The following is an 18,927-nucleotide window of genomic DNA, read 5'->3' as shown; positions in this document are numbered from 1 at the left end:
TTCGCCGAATGTCAGTGCCATCGGGTTGCATGGAGGCATGGACGATCTCACGCTCCGCGCCGAAGCCGATGCGGTCCTCGCCGAGCTGGTCGGCGCCCGGGAGGGCGCGGCCCGGCTGCGGGAGGACCAGTGGCAGGCCGTGGCCGCACTGGTGGAGGAGCACCGGCGGGCACTGGTCGTGCAGCGCACCGGATGGGGCAAGTCGGCGGTGTACTTCGTGGCCACCGCCCTTCTGCGCCGCCGCGGCGCCGGTCCCACCGTGATCGTCTCGCCACTGCTGGCACTCATGCGCAACCAGGTCGAGGCGGCGGAGCGGGCCGGTATCCGCGCCCGCACCATCAACTCGGCCAACCCCGAGGAGTGGGACACCATCCATGAGGAGGTCGAACGCGGCGAGACCGACGTCCTCCTGGTGAGCCCCGAGCGCCTCAATTCCGTGGACTTCCGCGAGAACATGCTGCCCAAGCTCGCCGCCACGGCCGGTCTGCTGGTCGTGGACGAGGCGCACTGCATCTCCGACTGGGGGCACGACTTCCGGCCCGACTACCGACGGTTGCGCACCATGCTGGCCGAGCTGCCGGCGGACGTGCCCGTCCTCGCCACGACGGCGACCGCCAACGCGCGCGTGACGGCCGACGTGGCCGAGCAACTGGGCACCGGTGGCGCGGACGCCCTGGTGCTGCGGGGACCGCTGGACCGGGAGAGCCTGCGGCTCGGCGTCCTGAAGCTGCCGGACGCGGCGCACCGGCTGGCCTGGCTGGGGGAGCGGCTGGGCGATCTGCCGGGCTCCGGGATCATCTACACACTGACGGTGGCGGCGGCCGAGGAGGTCGCGGCCTACCTGCGCCGGCGCGGCTACCCGGTGGCCTCCTACACGGGCAAGACCGAGAACGCGGACCGCCTGCAGGCCGAGGAGGACCTGCTGGCGAACCGGGTGAAGGCCCTGGTGGCGACCTCGGCCCTCGGCATGGGCTTCGACAAACCCGACCTGGGCTTCGTGGTGCACCTGGGCTCGCCCTCGTCCCCGATCTCCTACTACCAGCAGGTGGGCCGCGCGGGCCGAGGCGTGGAGCACGCGGACGTGCTGCTCCTGCCCGGCCGCGAGGACGAGGCGATCTGGGCCTACTTCGCCTCGGTGGGCTTCCCTCCCGAGGAACAGGTACGGCGCACCCTGTCGGTGCTGGAGCAGGCGGGACGCCCCTTGTCCCTGCCCGCGCTGGAGCCGCTGGTGGAGCTACGGCGCTCCCGGCTGGAGACCATGCTGAAGGTCCTGGACGTGGACGGGGCGGTCAAGCGCGTGAAGGGCGGCTGGATCGCCACCGGCCAGCCGTGGGTCTACGACGCCGAGCGGTACGCGCGTGTGGCCCACCAGCGCGAGGCCGAACAGCAGGCCATGCGGGACTACGTGGCGACCACCGACTGCCGGATGGAGTTCCTGCAACGCCAGCTCGACGACGAGAAGGCCACCCCCTGCGGCCGCTGCGACACCTGCGCCGGACCCTGGCTCGACCCCGCCGTCGTACCCGACGCCCTGGCCGCGGCGCGGGGCGAACTGGAGCGCCCCGGTGTGGAGGTCGAGCCGCGCCGCATGTGGCCCACCGGTATGGCCGCGATCGGCGTCGACCTCAAGGGCCGCATCCCCGCAGGCCAACAAGCGGCCACCGGCCGCGCGCTCGGCAGACTCTCGGACATCGGCTGGGGCAACCGACTGCGCCCCCTGCTGTCGCCCCAGTCACCCGACGGCCCGGTCCCGGACGACGTGCTCTCCGCCGTCGTGACGGTGCTCGCCGACTGGGCCCGCTCACCCTCCGGCTGGGCGAGCGGTACGGCGGACGCGACGCCGCGCCCGGTCGGCGTGGTCGCGATGCCCTCCCGTACTCACCCCCACCTGGTCACCTCCCTCGCCGAAGGCGTCGCCCGCATCGGCAGGCTCCCCCTCCTCGGCACCCTCACCCTCACCGACGACCACCCCACCCCCCGCAGTAACTCCGCCCAGCGCCTGCGCACCCTGGCCACATCCCTGACCGTCCCGCCCGAGCTCGCCTCCGCCCTGGCGGCCACCCCGGGCCCGGTCCTCCTCGTGGACGACTACACGGACTCGGGCTGGACCTTGGCGGTGGCGGCGCGGCTGCTGCGGCAGGCGGGGGCGGAGGGGGTCCTGCCGTTGGTGCTGGGGGTTGGCGGGTAGCGCGGGACGGCGCCCGGGTACGGCTGGAGCCGCCTGTCGGGCGATGTCTTGGCATGTCCCTGATCCGACTTATCCACAGGGTCCAGCGGGATTTCGCGAACTGCGAGATCGTCAGCGCATGACGAATCACAGCGAAACGGCTGGACCGTTCGAGAGCGGCGAGAACAGGGACTTTTCGGGAGTTGGATCGGGGGCGGGGGGAGGGGCAGGAAGTGCTGGTTCGGCGGAGGCGGCCTTCGGCGGGAGGGACGTGCATGACGCTCAGGTGACGTTGCGTACCCCGGCCGAGCTGGCCGACGCGCTGCCCTATCTGCTCGGGTACCGGCCCGAGGACAGCATGGTCCTGGTCGCGCTGCACGACACCGGCGGGCCGGGCAGGTTCGGCGGCCGGGCCCGGCTGGGGATTCCCGCGAGCGAGGACGACTGGGGTGCGGCGGCTCGGCAACTGGCCAGGGGGCTGGTGCTGGGCAGCGAGCGGCGCGGGGCACGTGCGGAGCGGATGGTCGCGTACGTCTGTCAGGAGCCACGGGCCGGTGAGTCCGGGCAGGACGTCATGCGGCGGCTCGGTCCCCTGGCCCAGCTGCTGCGCACCGAGTGCGGCAGCCTGGACGTCCCGGTCGTCGAGGCGCTGTGCGTCTCGGACGGGCGCTTCTGGTCCTACGTCTGCCCCGTCGACGCCTGTTGCCCGGCCGAGGGCACCGTGATGGGCCTGCCCGGGACGTCGGTGCTGGCGGCGGCGGCCACCTACGCAGGGTTCCAGGTGCGCGGCACGCTGCGGGAACTCCGCGCCAGGATGCTCCCCTGGGAGACCTCCGCGGCCCTGGAACAGGAGATCGCCCTGGACGCGGCGGGCTTGTCCCTGGTGCCCCGCATTCTGGAGGAGGCGAGCCGTGAGGAGGTGGCGGAGGAGACCCTGGACCTCGCGGAACGGATCATTCGCCGCTTCGCGGAAGCGCCCCCGGTGTCCGGAACGCACCCGGCGGACCTGCGCGACGACACGCTGCTCGCGCACGACGAGGCGGCCGCGCTGATCCTCGGCCTCCAGGACCGCACGACCCGCGACCGAGCCGCCGCCTGGATGGAGGGCGACGAAGCGGGCCCCGCCCTGCGCCTGTGGCGTGCCGTGGCCCGGCGCTGTGTCGGCCCCTACCGCGAGCATGCCGCAGCCCCGCTGACGCTGGTCGGCTGGGTCGCCTGGTCCACCGGCGACGAACTGGAGGCGCGGGAGGCCCTGGCGATGGCCCTCGGCGCGGACCCCGACTACCTCTTCGCCCGCCTGCTGCACCAGGCCTGCAACGAAGGGATCGACCCGGAAGCGGTCCGGCGCTGTCTCCGCGTGGAACGGGCGAACCGGCTGCGGGGGACGGTTCCGCAGGGAACCGCCGACACGGAGCCGGGCGCGGCTGCACCACCTGCGCCGGCTGACCCCGCGTCCGCTTCCTCTTCCAGGCCGGCCGATCAGGCCCACGGTGACGACCCGGCCGAGGGTGCTGCCGCCGCGCCGCCCACGGCTCCCAACTCACGCCGCCGACGCCGAGGTCGACCCTCCGGGCACACCGGCCCCGGCAGCACCGGTCCCACCCGTGCGGACACCGGCCGTCGACGACCCCCGCACCAGCGTCGGGACGCCACCCGGACGTGCGCGACCGACAGGGAGGACAAGTGAGCGCGGGACACGGAGCAGCCCCTGAGCCGACGGGGACCTTCGCCACCGTCCTCGCGACGACAGCCGCCCGCGTCCGCGACGACGACCGGAGAAGGGAGTGTTTATCGTCAAGGAGACGACTATGATCGCCTTATGCCCTACGACCCGTCAGCGTTTCCGCCATTCGCCGTCACCGTGGACCTGGTCGTGCTGACCGTTCGCCGTCATGCCCTGTGCGCGCTGGCGGTACGGAGAGGCGAGCAGCCCTTCCAGGGGCGTTGGGCGCTGCCCGGTGGATTCGTGCGGGCCGACGAGGACCTGTCCCAGGCGGCGGCGCGGGAACTGGCCGAGGAGACCGGACTCAGGGCCCACGACCCCGCCGTCCCGGCCCAGGACAACGGCGCGCATCTGGAACAGCTCGCCACCTACGGCGACCCGAAGCGCGACCCGCGTATGCGAGTGGTCAGCGTGGCACACCTCGCTCTCGCTCCGGACCTTCCCGCGCCCCGCGCGGGCGGTGACGCGAGCAACGCCCGCTGGGCGCCGGTCGAGGAGCTGCTCCAGCAGGGCGGGTACGGCCGGGACGGCGAGCCCGTCGCACCGCTCGCCTTCGACCACGGCCAGATCCTCGCCGACGGGGTGGAGCGGGCCCGCTCGAAGATCGAGTACTCGTCGCTGGCGACGGCGTTCTGCCCGCCCGAGTTCACGGTCGGAGAGCTGCGCCGCGTCTACGAGGCGGTCTGGGGTGTGGCTCTCGATCCGCGCAACTTCCATCGCAAGGTCACCGGCACGCCGGGCTTCCTCGTCCCGACCGGAGGGACGACGACCCGCCAGGGTGGCAGGCCGGCCCAGCTCTTCCGAGCCGGTGGCGCGACCCTGCTCAACCCGCCGATGCTCCGCCCCGAGGTCTGAGTCGAGTGCCTCGGGGGTGCCCGGATCGCGGCCATCCATGCGGGACCACGCGGAAGCCTGTGGAGCCGTGTGCCCAAGGGGCGGCCCCCGAACGGCGCACACGAGTTGCGCGACCCCGCACGTCACAGTAGGTCGAATCGGGTAATAGCCGAAAAAACGGACTCCGCGCGCTATCTTGCTTCGGGTGATCCAGGCCGTCGGACTGACCAGCAATCCCCGAAAAGCGCAAGCGCCCGCCGTGGACGACGTCTCCTTCGAGGCGCGTGCCGGGCACCTCACGGTCCTGCTCGGAGCGGCGGGGGCGGGCAAGACGACCACGCTCGGGTTGATGCTCGAACTCCAGCAAGGGCGTGGCATCACCTACTTCAGGGGGCGACCCCTGCACCGGATCGCCCACCCCTCGCGCGAAGTGGGCGTCGTACTCGGCGACGTGCCCGGACACCCCGCCCGCACGGTCCGCGGTCACCTGCGGATGCTCTGCGCGGCGACCGGAGTTCCCGCCCGGCGTGCCGATGAAGTCCTCGAAGCGGTCGGGCTCGTCAGTCTGCGCGAGGAACGGCTCGGCACCCTGTCGCGCGGCATGGATCGCCGACTGGGCCTCGCCTGTGCCCTGCTGCCCGACCCGCACACACTCGTCCTGGACGAGCCCACCGCCGACCTCGCGCCCGCCGAGGCCCGCTGGACGCACACCATGTTGCGCACCTATGCCGACCAGGGTGGCACGGTGCTCCTCACCACCGCCGACCCCAAGGAGGCCGCACGGACGGCCGATCACGTCGTCACCCTGGACGGCGGCAGAGTCGTCGCGGACCAGGAGGGAAGGGAGTTCGCCCGCACCAGACTCCGCCCCCGGGTCGCCGTGCGCAGCCCGCAGGCAGCGCGCCTCGCGACCCTGCTCGTCAAGGAGGCGCGTGTCGAGCGCCGTTCCGTCGAGGTGGTGCCGGAGGGCGGCAACCGCATCTCCGTGTACGGCAGTACGACCGCCGACATCGGTGAGACCGCCTACCGGAACGGCATCATGGTCCATCAACTCGCGGACGAGATCGGCGACATGGGCCCGGGTGGCGAACTCGCGGACACCGCTGGGGCCGAGGAGCGACCGGACGCCGAGATTCCGGGGGGTGAGACTCCGGCCATCCAGACTCTGGAGGCCGAGAGCGCCGCTTCTGTCGACACATCCCCGGCGGCCGAAATCGCCCTGGACGGCAGCGCTTCGTCCCCGCTTCCACCTCCCATCGCCGTCCGCTCCACCCCCAGTCCGCTCCGCCCCCTGCGATACGAACTGCGGCGTGCCGCCGGGATCCGGACCGGGTTTCTCACCAGCGGGATCGTGCTGCTGGTGTCCGCGCTCATCGCCGTACTGCTGGCCCGGATCGGACACACTCCGCAGGAGCGGCTGTTCGCCGCCTGGCCGAGGGAGTTCCCGTTGCCGCCCGTGGCGCTGGCGGCCGGGCTGCTCGGCGCGCTGTCCTTCGGGGACGAGTTCCGCTACCCCGCGCTGGCGGTGGACCGTGTCACCGTGCCCCGCCGGCTGGGGCTGCTCGCCGCGAAACTCTTCGTCTCCGGGGGCACCGCCGCGATCCTCGCCCTCCTCACGCTCGGCTGCGACGCCGAAGCCCTCTATCTGCTCTACGGCCGGGAATTGACCCAGGTCCCGGAGGACTGGTTGTCGATGGGTGTGAGTTGGTTCGCCCTCGTGATCGGGTGTGCGTGGGCCGGGGTACTGGCGGCCGGTGTCTTCCGCTCGACCACGGCGGGGCTCGCGGCCGTGCTCGCGGTGCCGGTGGCCGTCGTACCGCTGGTGCGCCAGGTGTTCGAGGGGTCGTCCGTGCGAACCGCCGCCGGAATCACGGTCCGGATGCACGACGTCCTGCTGCTCCAGTGGCCCTTCGGCGGCGAGCGCTATGTGCTTGCGGTGATCCGGATCGTCGGCCAACCCGTGGGTGGCGCCATGGTGTTGTCGCTCGGCGCGCTGCTGTGCGCGTATCTGTTCGCGGTGCCGCGCATCAGGGTCAGGTGAGGCCCGTCGTATGGTTCCCGCTCCACTGTGCGCACAACTCCCCGCAGAAAGCCCGTTTCTTTACGATAAGGCGTCAATTGCGACGGGGTGAGCGATCACCCTTTCGTGTGCTTTTCACCAAAGCCCTCAAGGCAGTTGGAGGCAGCGCCGACAAAGGATGCGTGAGTACCCTTGCGCACACCATGATGACCGCCGCCCGCTCCACCGACTCCGGTCTGGCCGGCCCGGGCGAACTCGACCGTTACCCCTACGCCGAGGCTCCGGTGGCCGATCGCCCCACCGTGCCCGCCTGGGAAGGGGCAGATTCCGAGCTGGGCCGTGTCGGCCGGCGTGCCGCGGGCAGCCGCGGGCGCGGATTGCACGGCCAGCTCGTCCAGCAGCTGGGTCAGATGATCGTCTCGGGCGACCTCGGGGCGGACCGCCCGCTGGTGCCCGAGGAGATCGGCCAGCGTTTCGAGGTCTCCCGCACCGTCGTCCGCGAATCCCTCCGGGTCCTGGAGGCCAAGGGCCTCGTCAGCGCCCGGCCGAACGTCGGCACGCGGGTGCGCCCCGTGAGCGACTGGAACCTCCTCGATCCCGACATCATCGAATGGCGGGCCTTCGGTCCACAGCGCGACGACCAGCGCCGCGAGCTGAACGAGCTGCGCTGGACGATCGAGCCGCTCGCCGCCCGCCTCGCCGCCGGGCACGGCCGCGAGGAGGTGCAGCAGCGCCTCTCCGACCTGGTCGAGATCATGAGCCACGCCCTCTCCGGCGGGGACGCGCTGACCTTCTCCCGGGCCGACACCGAGTTCCACGCCCTGCTCATCCAGGTCGCGGGCAACCGGATGCTGGAGCACCTTTCCGGGATCGTCTCCTCCGCGCTCCACGTCTCCGGCGGCCCCGTCACCGGCTGCGACCGGCCCTCCGAGGCGTCGCTCTCCCAGCACGGCCGGATCGTGGACGCGCTCGGCACGGGCGACGGCGGAGCGGCCGAGGCGGCCATGCGCCAGCTGCTCACCGTCCACCCCGAGGTGGAGCGCGTGGTCCCGGCGCCGCGCGAGCACTGACCCGCACGACGAACGAACGCGGGCGGCGGCGAGCGAAGCGGTCGTCGGCGCGTGGTGCCCCGCGCCGGGCCGGTGCACCACGGATGTGGCGGGTGCGCCACGGATGCGGCCGGTGCGCCACGGATCAGGGTGGTCCTGCCGGAGGTGGTGATGGCGGTGCCGGGCTCGGGGCCCCGCCGTCGCGGCCCGACCGGTGCGCATGACGTCGGGTCGGCCGCCGTGGCGGTCCATGGCGCCGGTTGCCGTGACGCTCAGGGCGCGGGTTCCCGTGGCGCCGGGACCGGACTCCATGGCATCGCGCGGCGGACCGCCGAGGACGGCGGCTTCGGTCTCGACGGAAAGCGGGCTCATCTCGTTAGGATGAAAAGAACCCGTTCTGCTCGTGTCCGACAACTTTTGACCGCTTACGGGGTGTGACTCGGGCCACGCAGATTGGGCGTAACGCTCGTGGAAACAGTGCGATGACCTAAGAGGTAAAGCCGCGGAGGGAATACGGACGCCGTACCAGGCGCTGTGAATCTTCCCGGCCCCGCCCGCGCCGTCGGCCCATCCCCAGGCCGGTGGTCGGCTCCTGTCCGTGTCGGACGGTGAGCCGGAAGCCGCTTTCCAACGTTCCGAGAGGTTGTTCGTGTCGGCCAGCACATCCCGTACGCTCCCGCCGGAGATCGCCGAGTCCGTCTCTGTCATGGCGCTCATCGAGCGGGGAAAGGCTGAGGGGCAGATTGCCGGCGACGATGTGCGTCGGGCCTTCGAAGCCGACCAGATTCCGGCCACTCAGTGGAAGAACGTTCTGCGCAGCCTCAATCAGATCCTTGAGGAAGAGGGTGTGACGCTGATGGTCAGTGCCGCAGAGCCCAAGCGCACCCGCAAGAGCGTCGCAGCGAAGAGCCCCGCCAAGCGCACCACTACCAAGACGGTCGCGGCGAAGACGGTGACCACCCGCAAGGCCACGGCTTCCACGACCGCCCCGGGCGCCTCCGTGGCGGATGACGACGAGGACGCCACTCCCGCCAAGAAGGCCGCGGCCAAGAAGACCACCGCCAAGAAGACGGCCGCGAAGAAGACCACCGCCAAGAAGACCGCGGCGAAGAAGACGGCGGCCAAGAAGGACGACGCCGAGCTTCTCGAGGACGAGGTCATCGAGGAGACCAAGTCCGGCGACGAGCCCGAGGGCACCGAGGCCGCAGGCTTCGTGCTGTCGGACGAGGACGAGGACGACGCGCCCGCGCAGCAGGTCGCCGCGGCCGGCGCCACCGCCGACCCGGTCAAGGACTACCTGAAGCAGATCGGCAAGGTCCCCCTGCTCAACGCCGAGCAGGAGGTCGAGCTCGCCAAGCGCATCGAGGCGGGTCTGTTCGCCGAGGACAAGCTGGCGAACTCCGACAAGCTCGCCCCGAAGCTCAAGCGCGAGCTGGAGATCATCGCCGAGGACGGCCGCCGCGCCAAGAACCACCTCCTGGAGGCCAACCTCCGTCTGGTGGTCTCCCTGGCCAAGCGCTACACCGGCCGCGGCATGCTCTTCCTGGACCTCATCCAGGAGGGCAACCTCGGTCTGATCCGCGCGGTCGAGAAGTTCGACTACACCAAGGGCTACAAGTTCTCCACGTACGCCACCTGGTGGATCCGTCAGGCGATCACCCGCGCGATGGCCGACCAGGCCCGCACCATCCGTATCCCGGTGCACATGGTCGAGGTCATCAACAAGCTCGCCCGTGTGCAGCGCCAGATGCTCCAGGACCTGGGCCGCGAGCCCACCCCGGAGGAGCTGGCCAAGGAACTCGACATGACCCCCGAGAAGGTCATCGAGGTCCAGAAGTACGGCCGCGAGCCCATCTCCCTGCACACCCCGCTGGGCGAGGACGGCGACAGCGAGTTCGGTGACCTCATCGAGGACTCCGAGGCCGTCGTTCCCGCCGACGCCGTCAGCTTCACGCTCCTCCAGGAGCAGCTGCACTCGGTGCTCGACACCCTCTCCGAGCGCGAGGCCGGCGTCGTCTCGATGCGCTTCGGTCTCACCGACGGTCAGCCGAAGACCCTCGACGAGATCGGCAAGGTCTACGGCGTGACGCGCGAGCGCATCCGTCAGATCGAGTCGAAGACCATGTCGAAGCTGCGCCACCCGTCGCGTTCCCAGGTCCTGCGCGACTACCTGGACTAGTCCCGGTCGTACGACGGCGAAGGCCCGGTTCCCCCTGAGGGAGCCGGGCCTTCGTGCTGCGGGCGGGCACGGAGTGGATCACTCTGGGTCTCCCGATGCCACCCTGAGTGAGGAGTGCCTCGATGCGTCGTACCGTTGCCCGCACGCTGATCCCGCCGCTGGTCCTGGCGGGCGTCCTGACCGCGATATCCCCGGCCGGCGCGGCTTCCTCGGCCGCCGGCGGGGTGGTGGTCGGCGGCTTCCCGATCGATGTCTCGACGGCGCCGTGGACGGTGGCGCTGTCCAGTCGTGACCGGTTCGGGGGTACGCGGGCGGGCCAGTTCTGCGGCGGGGTCGCCGTCGCGCCGACCACGGTGCTCACCGCGGCGCACTGTCTGTCCGAGGCCGCCCTGGGCGGACCGCCCGAGAGCGTCCGCGACCTCGAGGTCATCGCGAACCGCACCGACCTGCTGTCGGAGGACGGGGAGGAGATCGCCGTGAGCAAGGCCGAGGTCAACCCGGACTACGACGCCGCGGCCAATTCCGGCGACTTCGCCGTCCTCACGCTCGCCCGGCCGCTGCCGGAGCGCGTCGTCGTGCGCATGGCGGAGGCGGGTGACCCGGCCTACGCGGCCGGTACGGAGGCGCTGGTGTCGGGGTGGGGCGACACCAGCGGGCAGGGCGCTTATGCGAAGCATCTGTACGCGGCGCGGCTGCACGTCCTCGCGGACGACGTCTGCGCCCGCGCCTACCCGAGCGGCGCGGCGGGTGCCTATCGCGCCGACACCATGCTGTGCGCGGGGGAGAGCGCCGGTGGTCCCGACGCCTGCCAGGGGGACAGCGGCGGGCCGCTGGTCGCCGACGGACGACTGATCGGTCTGGTGTCCTTCGGGAACGGCTGCGGGCGCCCCGGAAGCCCTGGCGTCTATACCCGGGTGTCCGAGGTCGCGAAGGTGCTGGGAACGGCTCAGGGCGCCGTCAGTCGCCGTACAGGCGCCTTCGGCGGCAGCTGAGGGGGTCCGCTGAGAGTCTCGTCCGACCACGAGCGACGGGCGGCCGCTCCCGCGAGGGGAGCGGCCGCCCGTTCACCGGCCTGGTGCCGGGGCTGGCTCGTCGGGTGGGTGCGAGGTTCAGCGCTCTTCGTCGGAGGCGGTGCCCGGAAGGGACGTCAGCCGCTCCGTCTCGTCCTGTATCTCAGCGGCGATCTTCTTGAGTTCCGGCTCGAACTTGCGACCGTGGTGGGCGCAGAAGAGCAGTTCGCCGCCGCTGAGCAGGACGACGCGCAGGTATGCCTGGGCGCCGCAGCGGTCGCAGCGATCGGCGGCCGTCAGGGGGCTCGCGGGGGTCAGAACAGTAGTCACGTCGCCTCTTCTCTAGCTCGACGAGCTGTCGTACCAGGGTCAACATCCAACCAGGCCGAAATCGTTCCCGCTCGGGGGTTTCCGTCGGAAAAATCTTTCCGGGTGGCTGTCTGCTGCCGGTTGGCGGCGAATGTGCCGTAGTGCGTTTCTTGTGTGCTTACGGGTTCGCGCTCATTGGGTCTCGGTCCTCCCGGCTGGGTTGCCGGTTGTTCATGAGGACGTGCCCGGAGCCTAAATGGTTCATGCCTCGAAGGGAACGTGATGTGGACTTCACTCCATCGAGGGATCGAACGCTCGTACGAGTGTGGACTAGGGTGAGTTCCCCGACGAGGGTGGCGTTACACCGGCTCTACCAGGCATCGGTACCCTCTGAGCGGCGACCGAAGCCGACCCCTTACCCATGAGGGGCTCATCTGAAATTCAGCGAGGAGCGAACCGCGTGACCGCCGATACGTCCGTGCCGTCCACAGCGCTGCTGGCAGGAGCAGACCGCGACGGTTCCAACTACACCGCGCGGCACCTGCTCGTCCTCGAGGGTCTCGAGGCCGTGCGCAAGCGCCCGGGCATGTACATCGGCTCGACCGACAGCCGCGGTCTGATGCACTGCCTCTGGGAGATCATCGACAACTCCGTGGACGAGGCCCTCGGCGGCTACTGCGACCACATCGAGGTGATCCTCCACGACGACGGCTCCGTCGAGGTGCGGGACAACGGCCGCGGCATCCCCGTGGACGTGGAGCCGAAGACCGGTCTGTCCGGCGTCGAGGTCGTCATGACCAAGCTGCACGCCGGCGGCAAGTTCGGCGGCGGCTCCTACGCGGCCTCCGGCGGCCTGCACGGCGTGGGCGCCTCCGTGGTGAACGCGCTCTCCGCGCGCCTCGACGTCGAGGTCGACCGCGGCGGCCACACCCACGCCATCGGCTTCCGGCGCGGCGTGCCCGGCGCCTTCACCGGCGAGGGTGCCGACGCCAAGTTCGAGGCCAAGAGCGGCCTCGTCAAGACCAAGAAGATCGCCAAGGCCCGGACCGGCACGCGTGTGCGGTACTGGGCGGACCGGCAGATCTTCCTCAAGGACGCCAAGCTCTCCCTGGAGAACCTGCACCAGCGGGCCCGCCAGACCGCGTTCCTGGTGCCCGGCCTGACCATCGTCGTGCGCGACGAGATGGGCCTCGGCGACGGCGGCAGCAAGGGCGAGGAATCCTTCCGCTTCGACGGCGGCATCAGCGAGTTCTGCGAGTACCTGGCCACCGACAAGCCGGTGTGCGACGTGCTCCGCTTCTCGGGCCAGGGCACGTTCAAGGAGACCGTCCCGGTCCTGGACGAGCACGGCCAGATGACCCCCACCGAGGTCACCCGCGAGCTGGGCGTCGACGTCGCCCTGCGCTGGGGTACGGGGTACGACACGACCCTGAAGTCGTTCGTCAACATCATCGCCACCCCCAAGGGCGGCACCCACGTCGCCGGCTTCGAGCAGGCGATCACCAAGACGATGAACGAGATGCTGCGCGCCAAGAAGATGCTGCGCGTGGCCGAGGACGACGTCGTCAAGGACGACGCCCTGGAGGGCCTGACGGCGGTCGTCACCGTGCGCCTGGCCGAGCCGCAGTTCGAGGGCCAGACCAAGGAGGTCCTCGGCACCTCGGCCGCCCGCCGCATCGTGCACAACGTGGTCTCCAAGGAACTCAAGGCGTTCCTGACCTCCAGCAAGCGCGACGCCGCCGCCCAGGCCCGCGTGGTCATGGAGAAGGTGGTCGCCGCCGCCCGTACCCGGGTCGCCGCCCGCCAGCACAAGGACGCCCAGCGGCGGAAGACCGCCCTGGAGTCCTCGTCCCTGCCCGCGAAGCTGGCCGACTGCCGCAGTGACGACGTGGACCGCAGTGAGCTGTTCATCGTCGAGGGAGACTCCGCGCTCGGCACCGCCAAGCTCGCGCGGAACTCCGAGTTCCAGGCCCTGCTGCCCATCCGGGGCAAGATCCTGAACGTGCAGCGCTCGTCCGTGACCGACATGCTCAAGAACGCCGAGTGCGGCGCGATCATCCAGGTCATAGGGGCAGGCTCGGGCCGGACGTTCGACATCGACGCGGCCCGCTACGGCAAGATCATCATGATGACCGACGCCGATGTGGACGGCTCCCACATCCGCTGTCTGCTGCTGACGCTGTTCCAGCGCTACATGCGCCCGATGGTCGAGGCGGGCCGCGTCTTCGCCGCCGTGCCCCCGCTGCACCGCATCGAGCTGATCCAGCCGAAGAAGGGGCAGGACAAGTACGTCTACACGTACTCGGACCGTGAGCTGCGCGACAAGCTCATGGAGTTCCAGCGCAAGGGCATCCGGTACAAGGACTCCATCCAGCGCTACAAGGGTCTGGGCGAGATGGACGCCGACCAGCTGGCCGAGACCACGATGGACCCGCGCCACCGCACCCTGCGCCGCATCAACCTCGCCGACCTCGATGCCGCCGAGGAGGTCTTCGACCTGCTGATGGGCAACGACGTGGCCCCGCGCAAGGAGTTCATCTCCAGCTCGGCGGCGACGCTGGACCGGTCGCGCATCGACGCGTAGGCGCTGCGCTCGGCTTCGGCAGGGGCTTCGGTCGGTCTCGGTGAAGGTGCCGGGCGGCCCCGAGGTACTGGGTGCCCGAAGGGGCGCCGGGCGGCCGTGGCAGAGCTTGGAAGGGGCGGGGAGGGCCTTGGCAGGCCCTCCCCGCCCCTTCGTGTGTCCGTATGACTTCCAGGGGTTCTCCCCGGGGTTTTCCCCAGGGCGTCTCCACCCGTGGGTGGAGGACAGGCCCGCTCGGGTTTCCACCCGTGATCCACCCCCGCTCCGATCTCCCGGCTCCCGGATTTCCGTACCTTCGAAGGCATCGGCAGCGGTCGCCGCCGAATCCCCCTCTCGCTCACGGAGGCAGTCATGTCCGGGCTGGTCAACGCGTTGGTGATCGTGGTCATCGCCGCCCTTGTGATCGCGCGGCAGTTCCGGGCTCGCGCGGTCGACACCGACCGGCGCTGGTGGCTGCTGCCCGCCGTCCTCGCCTTCATGGCGCTGCGCGACCCGGGCATACTCGACGACCACCACCACGTGGGCTCGGCCGCCCTGCTGGCCACCGAGATCCTCGTCGGCCTGGGCATCGGGGCCGGCTGGGGGTGGACCTCCCGGCTGTGGACCGCGGAGGACGGCGTCGTCTGGACCAGGAGCACCAGGGCGAGCGGGATGGTGTGGATCGTGGGCATAGCCCTCCGCGTCGGTCTCTTCGCGCTCGGCCGCGGCTTCGGGATCCACCAGGACAGTTCCGCGCTGATGCTCGGTCTCGCCGCGACTCTGCTGGTCCGCACCGGGGTCCTGACCTGGCGGGCCCGGTCGCTGGGTTCCGCGACCGTCTCGCCGGGCGCCATGACCAGCTCGCCGGGCTCCGCCACCGACAGCCTGGGCGCCACCACCGGCCCCTCCCCGGCGTACGGTGACGGCGCGCGGCCGGCCCGGAAGGAGCGCGTGTGAAAGAGAACAGGTGGACCCGCTGGCCGTCCCGCGAGGCACTGGGCCGCAGCGGCACCTCCCAGGCCCGGCGGCTGTACTCCCGAGGCGTCAGGGTGCTGTTGCTCGGCCTGCTGCTGTGGGGAGCCTTCAGCCGGAGAGAGCTGAGCGTCGGGGGCGCGGCCGTCGCCGTCGCCGTGGTCCTGCTCACGGGCGTCGCGGCGTGGGGCTTCTTCCGGACCACCTACGCACACCGGCTCCTGCCCTCGCTGGCGCTCATGTCGGCGCTGCTGGGCATCGCGGTCCTCGCGCAGGCCACCGGATTCGGCGGACCCGCCCTGGTGATCTGGTGCGGCTGCGGGATCACCGCGCTCCAGCGGCTGCCGCTCGGGGCCGCCATGCCGGTGGCGGCGGTCGCCCTCGCCTCGTACTCCGCGGTCAACAACGACGTGTGGATGACCACCGCCGCCACGGTGGTGGGGATGGCCCTCGCCGGGTACGTCCTGCGGCTGGACGCGGAGTCCCGGGGCAACGCGCAGCGGCTGCTCGCCCAGGAGCGGGCCGCCCGGGAGGCCGAGGCGGAGTCGGCGGCGCTGGGCGAGCGGGCCAGGATCGCCCGGGAGATCCACGACGTGCTGGCCCACAGCCTCTCCGCCCAGCTGGTCCACCTGGAGGCGGCCCGGCTGCTCATCGAACGCGGCGCCGACCGGGAACAGATCCTGGAGCGGGTGGTGGCGGCGCGGGGGATGGCCAGGGACGGGCTTGAGGAGACCCGGCAGGCGCTGTCGGCGCTGCGCGGTGAACTGAGCCCGCTGGAGGAGTTCCTGACCGGTCTCGTCGGCGGGACCGACGGCGCCGAGGTCACCGTCACGGGTGAGCGCAGACCGCTGACGGCCGAATGCTCCCAGGCCGTGCGCCGGGTGGCGCAGGAGGCGATGACGAACGTCCGCAAGCACGCCAGGGGCGCCACGGTGCGGGTCCGGCTGGACTACGGCGAGCGCGAGGTGACGCTGGACGTCCGCGACGCCGGGGGCCGTCCAGGAGAACTCGCGGGGTCCGGCGGCGGATACGGTCTGCTCGGTATGCGGGAGCGCGCCGAACTGCTGGGCGGTTCGCTGGACGCGGGGCCGGACGAGAAGGGGTTCGCGGTGACATTGAAGGTGCCCGTATGACAGGGGCGGACGGAGGGCGGAAGGCGGCGCGCGTGGTGGTCGCCGACGACCAGACCGTGGTGCGGGAGGGGATCGTGATGCTGCTCGGGCTGCTGCCCGGCCTGGAGGTCGTCGGCTCGGCGCGGGACGGCGAGGACGCGGTGCGGCTCGTCGGTGAACTCGACCCGGACGTGGTGCTGATGGACCTCAGGATGCCCCGCTGCGACGGGGTGGAAGCCACCCGGCTCATCCGTGGCCGGTATCCGAGAACGCAGGTCGTGGTGCTGACCACCTTCGCGGACGACGACTCGCTGTTCGCGGCGCTGCGCGCGGGAGCGCGGGGCTATCTCACCAAGGACGCGGGCGGGGACGAGATCGTGCGGGCGGTGGAGAGCGTCCTGTCGGGAGACGCGGGACTCGCACCGAGTGTCCAACGCCGTTTGCTGGAACGGCTGTCGGAGACCGGGGACGTCGCCGCGCCCGAGCCTCCCGAGCCTCCCGAGGCGCCCGACGGGCTCACCGGGCGGGAGATCGAGGTGCTGGTGCTGATCGCGGAGGGGCTCACCAACCAGGAGATCGCGCGCGAGTTGCACGTCTCCACGGCGACGGTGAAGACGCACATCAACAACCTGTTCGCGAAGACGGGGCTCAAGGACCGTGCGCAGGCGGTGCGTTACGCGTACGCGAAGCGACTGGTGCGGCCGAGAGCGGAGTGACTTGCCTCACCTGATGGGGTGAAGTGATACGGCAGGAGCTGTCGGGGATCTTCCCGATCTGTCCATCCTTGGGTATGCAGTCGAGCAACGGCCGGACCCACGGGGCCGAGGAGAGCCCCCGCGGTGCGGCCGACAACCAGGAAGAGCAGGGCGTGACTTCCCCCGATGTCCGGCACGAGGACCCTTGGCGCGACACGCAGACCACCGGCCGAGCCGACCTGGACGGAGCGGGCCGACCCGCGACGACCGTGCCGGCCGCGCGCGGTGAGGCCGAGGCGGTGACCGTCCGGGCCCGGGATGTGTACCTCGAGGTGCAGCGAAGCGAGGCGTTCCAGGAAGTGCGCAGCCGGTACCGGCGGTTCGTGGTCCCGGCGGTCGCGGCCTTCTTCCTCTGGTACGTGGGGTACGTGGTCACCGCGACCGCCGCGCCGGGCTTCATGGCCAGGCCCGTGGCGGGGGCGTTGAACGTGGGAATGCTCGCGGGGCTGGGGCAGTTCGTCAGCACCTTCCTGCTCACCTGGGCGTACGCCCGGCACGCACGGCTGCGTCGGGACCGTGCCGCGCTGGAACTGCGCTGGGACACCCAGGAGCTGACCCGGGGCGCCCGGGGAGGTGTCCTGTGACGAGTCACCACCAGACGCTGACGCTGGTGCTGTTCAGCGTCTTCGTGGCCGTGACGCTGGGCATCACGACCTGGGTGAGCCGTCGGCGGCACGGTTCGGCGGAGGAGTTCTACGCGGGCGGACGCCTCTTCACCCCCCTGGAGAACGGGTTCGCGATCTCGGGGGACTATCTGTCGGCCGCCTCCTTCCTGGGTGTGGCGGGACTGATCGCGCTGTACGGCTACGACGGGCTGCTGTACGCGGTCGGCTTCCTCGTGGCATGGCTGCTCGTGCTGTTCCTCGCGGCGGAACTGGTGCGCAACTGCGGTCGGTTCACCCTCGCCGACGTGGTGGCCGCACGGATGAGCGAGCGGCCGGTGCGGATCGCGACCGGGACGTCCTCGGTCACGGTGTCGGTGCTCTACCTCGTGGCGCAGATGGTCGGCGCGGGCAGTCTGGTGGCGCTGCTGCTCGGGCGTACCAGCGGGGCCGCGCAGGCGTGGACGGTCATCGGGGTCGGGGCGCTGATGGTGATCTACGTGTCCCTGGGCGGGATGCGGGCGACCACCTGGATCCAGATCGTGAAGGCGGTCCTGATGCTCGTCGGGACGATCGCGCTGACCGTGATGGTGCTGGTGCGGTTCCACGGCGACGTCAACCAGTTGCTGGTGACGGCGGCGGAGCGCAGCGGGCACGGGATGCGGTACCTGGCGCCGGGGCTGAGGTACGGCGGGGGCTGGACGGCGCGGCTGGACTTCATCAGCCTGGGGCTCGCGCTGGTGTTCGGCACGGCGGGGCTGCCGCACATCCTGTCCCGGTTCTACACGGTACCGACCGCGCGGGCCGCCCGGCGGTCCACGGTGTGGTCGATCGGGCTGATCGGCGGCTTCTACCTGATGGCGATCGTCCTCGGGTTCGCGGCGACGGCGGTCGTCGGCGCGGACACGCTGCGCGCCTCCAACGCGGCCGGGAACACGGCGATTCCGCTGCTCGCGTTCGACCTGGGCGGCGGTGCCGAGTCGACCGGCGGCCCGGTCCTGTTCGCGGTGGTGGCGGCCGTGGCCTTCGCGACGATCCTCGCGGTGGTCGCCGGGATCACCCTGTCCTCGTCGGCGTCGGTGGCGCACGATCTGTACGCGTCGCTGCGGCGGCCGACGGCCAAGCCGCGCAGTGAGGTGAACGTGGCGCGGGTCGCGGCGGCCTTCATCGGGGTCGTGGCCATCGCGCTGGGGCTGCTGGCCCGCGATCTGAACGTCGCCTTCCTGGTCGGTCTCGCCTTCGCGGTGGCCGCGTCGGCGAACCTCCCGGCGCTGCTGTACTCACTGTTCTGGCGCGGGTTCACCACACGGGGCGCGGTGTGGTCCGTGTACGGCGGGCTGATTCCGGCGCTGATCCTGGTGGTGCTGTCGCCGGTGGTGTCGGGGAGTCCCGGTTCGCTGTTCCCGGGTGTGGACTTCCAGTACTTCCCGTTGCAGAACCCGGGGATCGTCTCGATCCCGCTCGGCTTCCTGGCGGGCTGGCTGGGCACGGTCACCTCGGACGAGGTGGCGGACGAGTCCAAGTTCGCGGAGACCGAGGTGCGTTCGCTGACGGGCGCCGGGGCTGTGTGAGCACCGGCGGCTCACAGCACCGGCGATTTACAACACCGGCGGTTCACAGCACCAGCCACCCCGC

General features: G+C 71.2%; 14 protein-coding genes. 13 read left to right on the top strand and 1 reads right to left on the bottom strand.

Features of this window, described 5'->3' with window-relative positions:
* Positions 1–37 precede the first annotated feature (37 nt).
* The 7 genes from AB0E91_RS04525 to AB0E91_RS04495 all read left to right on the top strand — a co-directional run bounded on the left by AB0E91_RS04525 (position 38) and on the right by AB0E91_RS04495 (position 10,964).
* On the top strand, positions 38–2,188 hold the full coding sequence (locus AB0E91_RS04525; RefSeq protein ID WP_361775015.1) for a RecQ family ATP-dependent DNA helicase: 2,151 nt from the start codon (positions 38–40) through the stop codon (positions 2,186–2,188).
* A 118-nt stretch (positions 2,189–2,306) separates the two neighbouring features.
* Positions 2,307–3,854 (top strand): DUF4192 domain-containing protein, encoded by a 1,548-nt coding sequence (locus tag AB0E91_RS04520; protein ID WP_361775012.1) that lies wholly within the window; start codon positions 2,307–2,309, stop codon positions 3,852–3,854.
* 132 nt (positions 3,855–3,986) lie between these two features.
* Positions 3,987–4,745 (top strand): NUDIX hydrolase, encoded by a 759-nt coding sequence (locus AB0E91_RS04515; RefSeq protein WP_018547362.1) that lies wholly within the window; start codon positions 3,987–3,989, stop codon positions 4,743–4,745.
* Between the two features lie 184 nt (positions 4,746–4,929).
* On the top strand, positions 4,930–6,765 hold the full coding sequence (locus AB0E91_RS04510; RefSeq protein WP_361775009.1) for an ABC transporter ATP-binding protein: 1,836 nt from the start codon (positions 4,930–4,932) through the stop codon (positions 6,763–6,765).
* 161 nt (positions 6,766–6,926) lie between these two features.
* Complete coding sequence (locus tag AB0E91_RS04505; protein ID WP_361775006.1) at positions 6,927–7,814, top strand: FadR/GntR family transcriptional regulator; 888 nt, start codon at positions 6,927–6,929, stop codon at positions 7,812–7,814.
* A gap of 628 nt (positions 7,815–8,442) precedes the next feature.
* Entirely contained in the window at positions 8,443–9,972 is a 1,530-nt protein-coding gene (locus tag AB0E91_RS04500) for an RNA polymerase sigma factor (RefSeq protein WP_361775003.1), read from the top strand.
* A gap of 122 nt (positions 9,973–10,094) precedes the next feature.
* Positions 10,095–10,964 carry a serine protease gene (locus AB0E91_RS04495; RefSeq protein ID WP_361775001.1) on the top strand — a complete coding sequence of 290 codons (870 nt, stop codon included), beginning with the start codon at positions 10,095–10,097 and terminating at the stop codon, positions 10,962–10,964.
* A gap of 117 nt (positions 10,965–11,081) precedes the next feature.
* Here AB0E91_RS04495 and AB0E91_RS04490 read toward each other — a convergent pair whose 3' ends face one another.
* Positions 11,082–11,312 carry a hypothetical protein gene (locus AB0E91_RS04490; RefSeq protein ID WP_361774998.1) on the bottom strand — a complete coding sequence of 77 codons (231 nt, stop codon included), beginning with the start codon at positions 11,310–11,312 and terminating at the stop codon, positions 11,082–11,084.
* 439 nt (positions 11,313–11,751) lie between these two features.
* Here AB0E91_RS04490 and AB0E91_RS04485 point away from each other — a divergent pair, with 439 nt between their 5' ends.
* From AB0E91_RS04485 to AB0E91_RS04460, 6 genes are all read left to right on the top strand, one after another.
* Complete coding sequence (locus AB0E91_RS04485; protein WP_361774995.1) at positions 11,752–13,875, top strand: DNA topoisomerase IV subunit B; 2,124 nt, start codon at positions 11,752–11,754, stop codon at positions 13,873–13,875.
* Positions 13,876–14,223: 348 nt separating this feature from the next.
* Entirely contained in the window at positions 14,224–14,808 is a 585-nt protein-coding gene (locus tag AB0E91_RS04480; RefSeq protein WP_361774992.1) for a DUF1453 domain-containing protein, read from the top strand.
* Positions 14,805–15,956 (top strand): histidine kinase, encoded by a 1,152-nt coding sequence (locus AB0E91_RS04475; protein WP_361774989.1) that lies wholly within the window; start codon positions 14,805–14,807, stop codon positions 15,954–15,956. The genes AB0E91_RS04480 and AB0E91_RS04475 overlap by 4 nt, the downstream gene beginning before the upstream one ends.
* Positions 15,953–16,651, top strand: coding sequence for a response regulator transcription factor (locus AB0E91_RS04470; RefSeq protein ID WP_361774986.1), 699 nt, complete (start codon positions 15,953–15,955; stop codon positions 16,649–16,651). The genes AB0E91_RS04475 and AB0E91_RS04470 overlap by 4 nt, the downstream gene beginning before the upstream one ends.
* A 74-nt stretch (positions 16,652–16,725) precedes the next feature.
* Positions 16,726–17,274: a DUF485 domain-containing protein gene (locus AB0E91_RS04465; protein WP_361774983.1), complete on the top strand. Its 549-nt coding sequence runs from the start codon at positions 16,726–16,728 to the stop codon at positions 17,272–17,274.
* Complete coding sequence (locus tag AB0E91_RS04460; protein ID WP_361774980.1) at positions 17,271–18,863, top strand: cation acetate symporter; 1,593 nt, start codon at positions 17,271–17,273, stop codon at positions 18,861–18,863. The genes AB0E91_RS04465 and AB0E91_RS04460 overlap by 4 nt, the downstream gene beginning before the upstream one ends.
* Positions 18,864–18,927 lie beyond the last annotated feature (64 nt).

The sequence above is a fragment of the Streptomyces sp. NPDC026659 genome, from assembly GCF_040638245.1.
In the GTDB taxonomy this organism is placed as follows: domain Bacteria; phylum Actinomycetota; class Actinomycetes; order Streptomycetales; family Streptomycetaceae; genus Streptomyces.
The sequence above is the reverse complement of the archived record's forward strand: the minus strand, read 5'-3'. Positions and strand labels throughout refer to the sequence as shown.

What these genes read in the sequence shown, in the direction of transcription:
- AB0E91_RS04525 (WP_361775015.1), top strand. Translation starts at nt 38, where the DNA reads ATGGACGATCTCACGCTCCGCGCCGAAGCCGATGCGGTCCTCGCCGAG.
- AB0E91_RS04520 (WP_361775012.1), top strand. Translation starts at nt 2,307, where the DNA reads ATGACGAATCACAGCGAAACGGCTGGACCGTTCGAGAGCGGCGAGAAC.
- AB0E91_RS04515 (WP_018547362.1), top strand. Translation starts at nt 3,987, where the DNA reads ATGCCCTACGACCCGTCAGCGTTTCCGCCATTCGCCGTCACCGTGGAC.
- AB0E91_RS04495 (WP_361775001.1), top strand. Translation starts at nt 10,095, where the DNA reads ATGCGTCGTACCGTTGCCCGCACGCTGATCCCGCCGCTGGTCCTGGCG.
- AB0E91_RS04480 (WP_361774992.1), top strand. Translation starts at nt 14,224, where the DNA reads ATGTCCGGGCTGGTCAACGCGTTGGTGATCGTGGTCATCGCCGCCCTT.
- AB0E91_RS04470 (WP_361774986.1), top strand. Translation starts at nt 15,953, where the DNA reads ATGACAGGGGCGGACGGAGGGCGGAAGGCGGCGCGCGTGGTGGTCGCC.
- AB0E91_RS04465 (WP_361774983.1), top strand. Translation starts at nt 16,726, where the DNA reads ATGCAGTCGAGCAACGGCCGGACCCACGGGGCCGAGGAGAGCCCCCGC.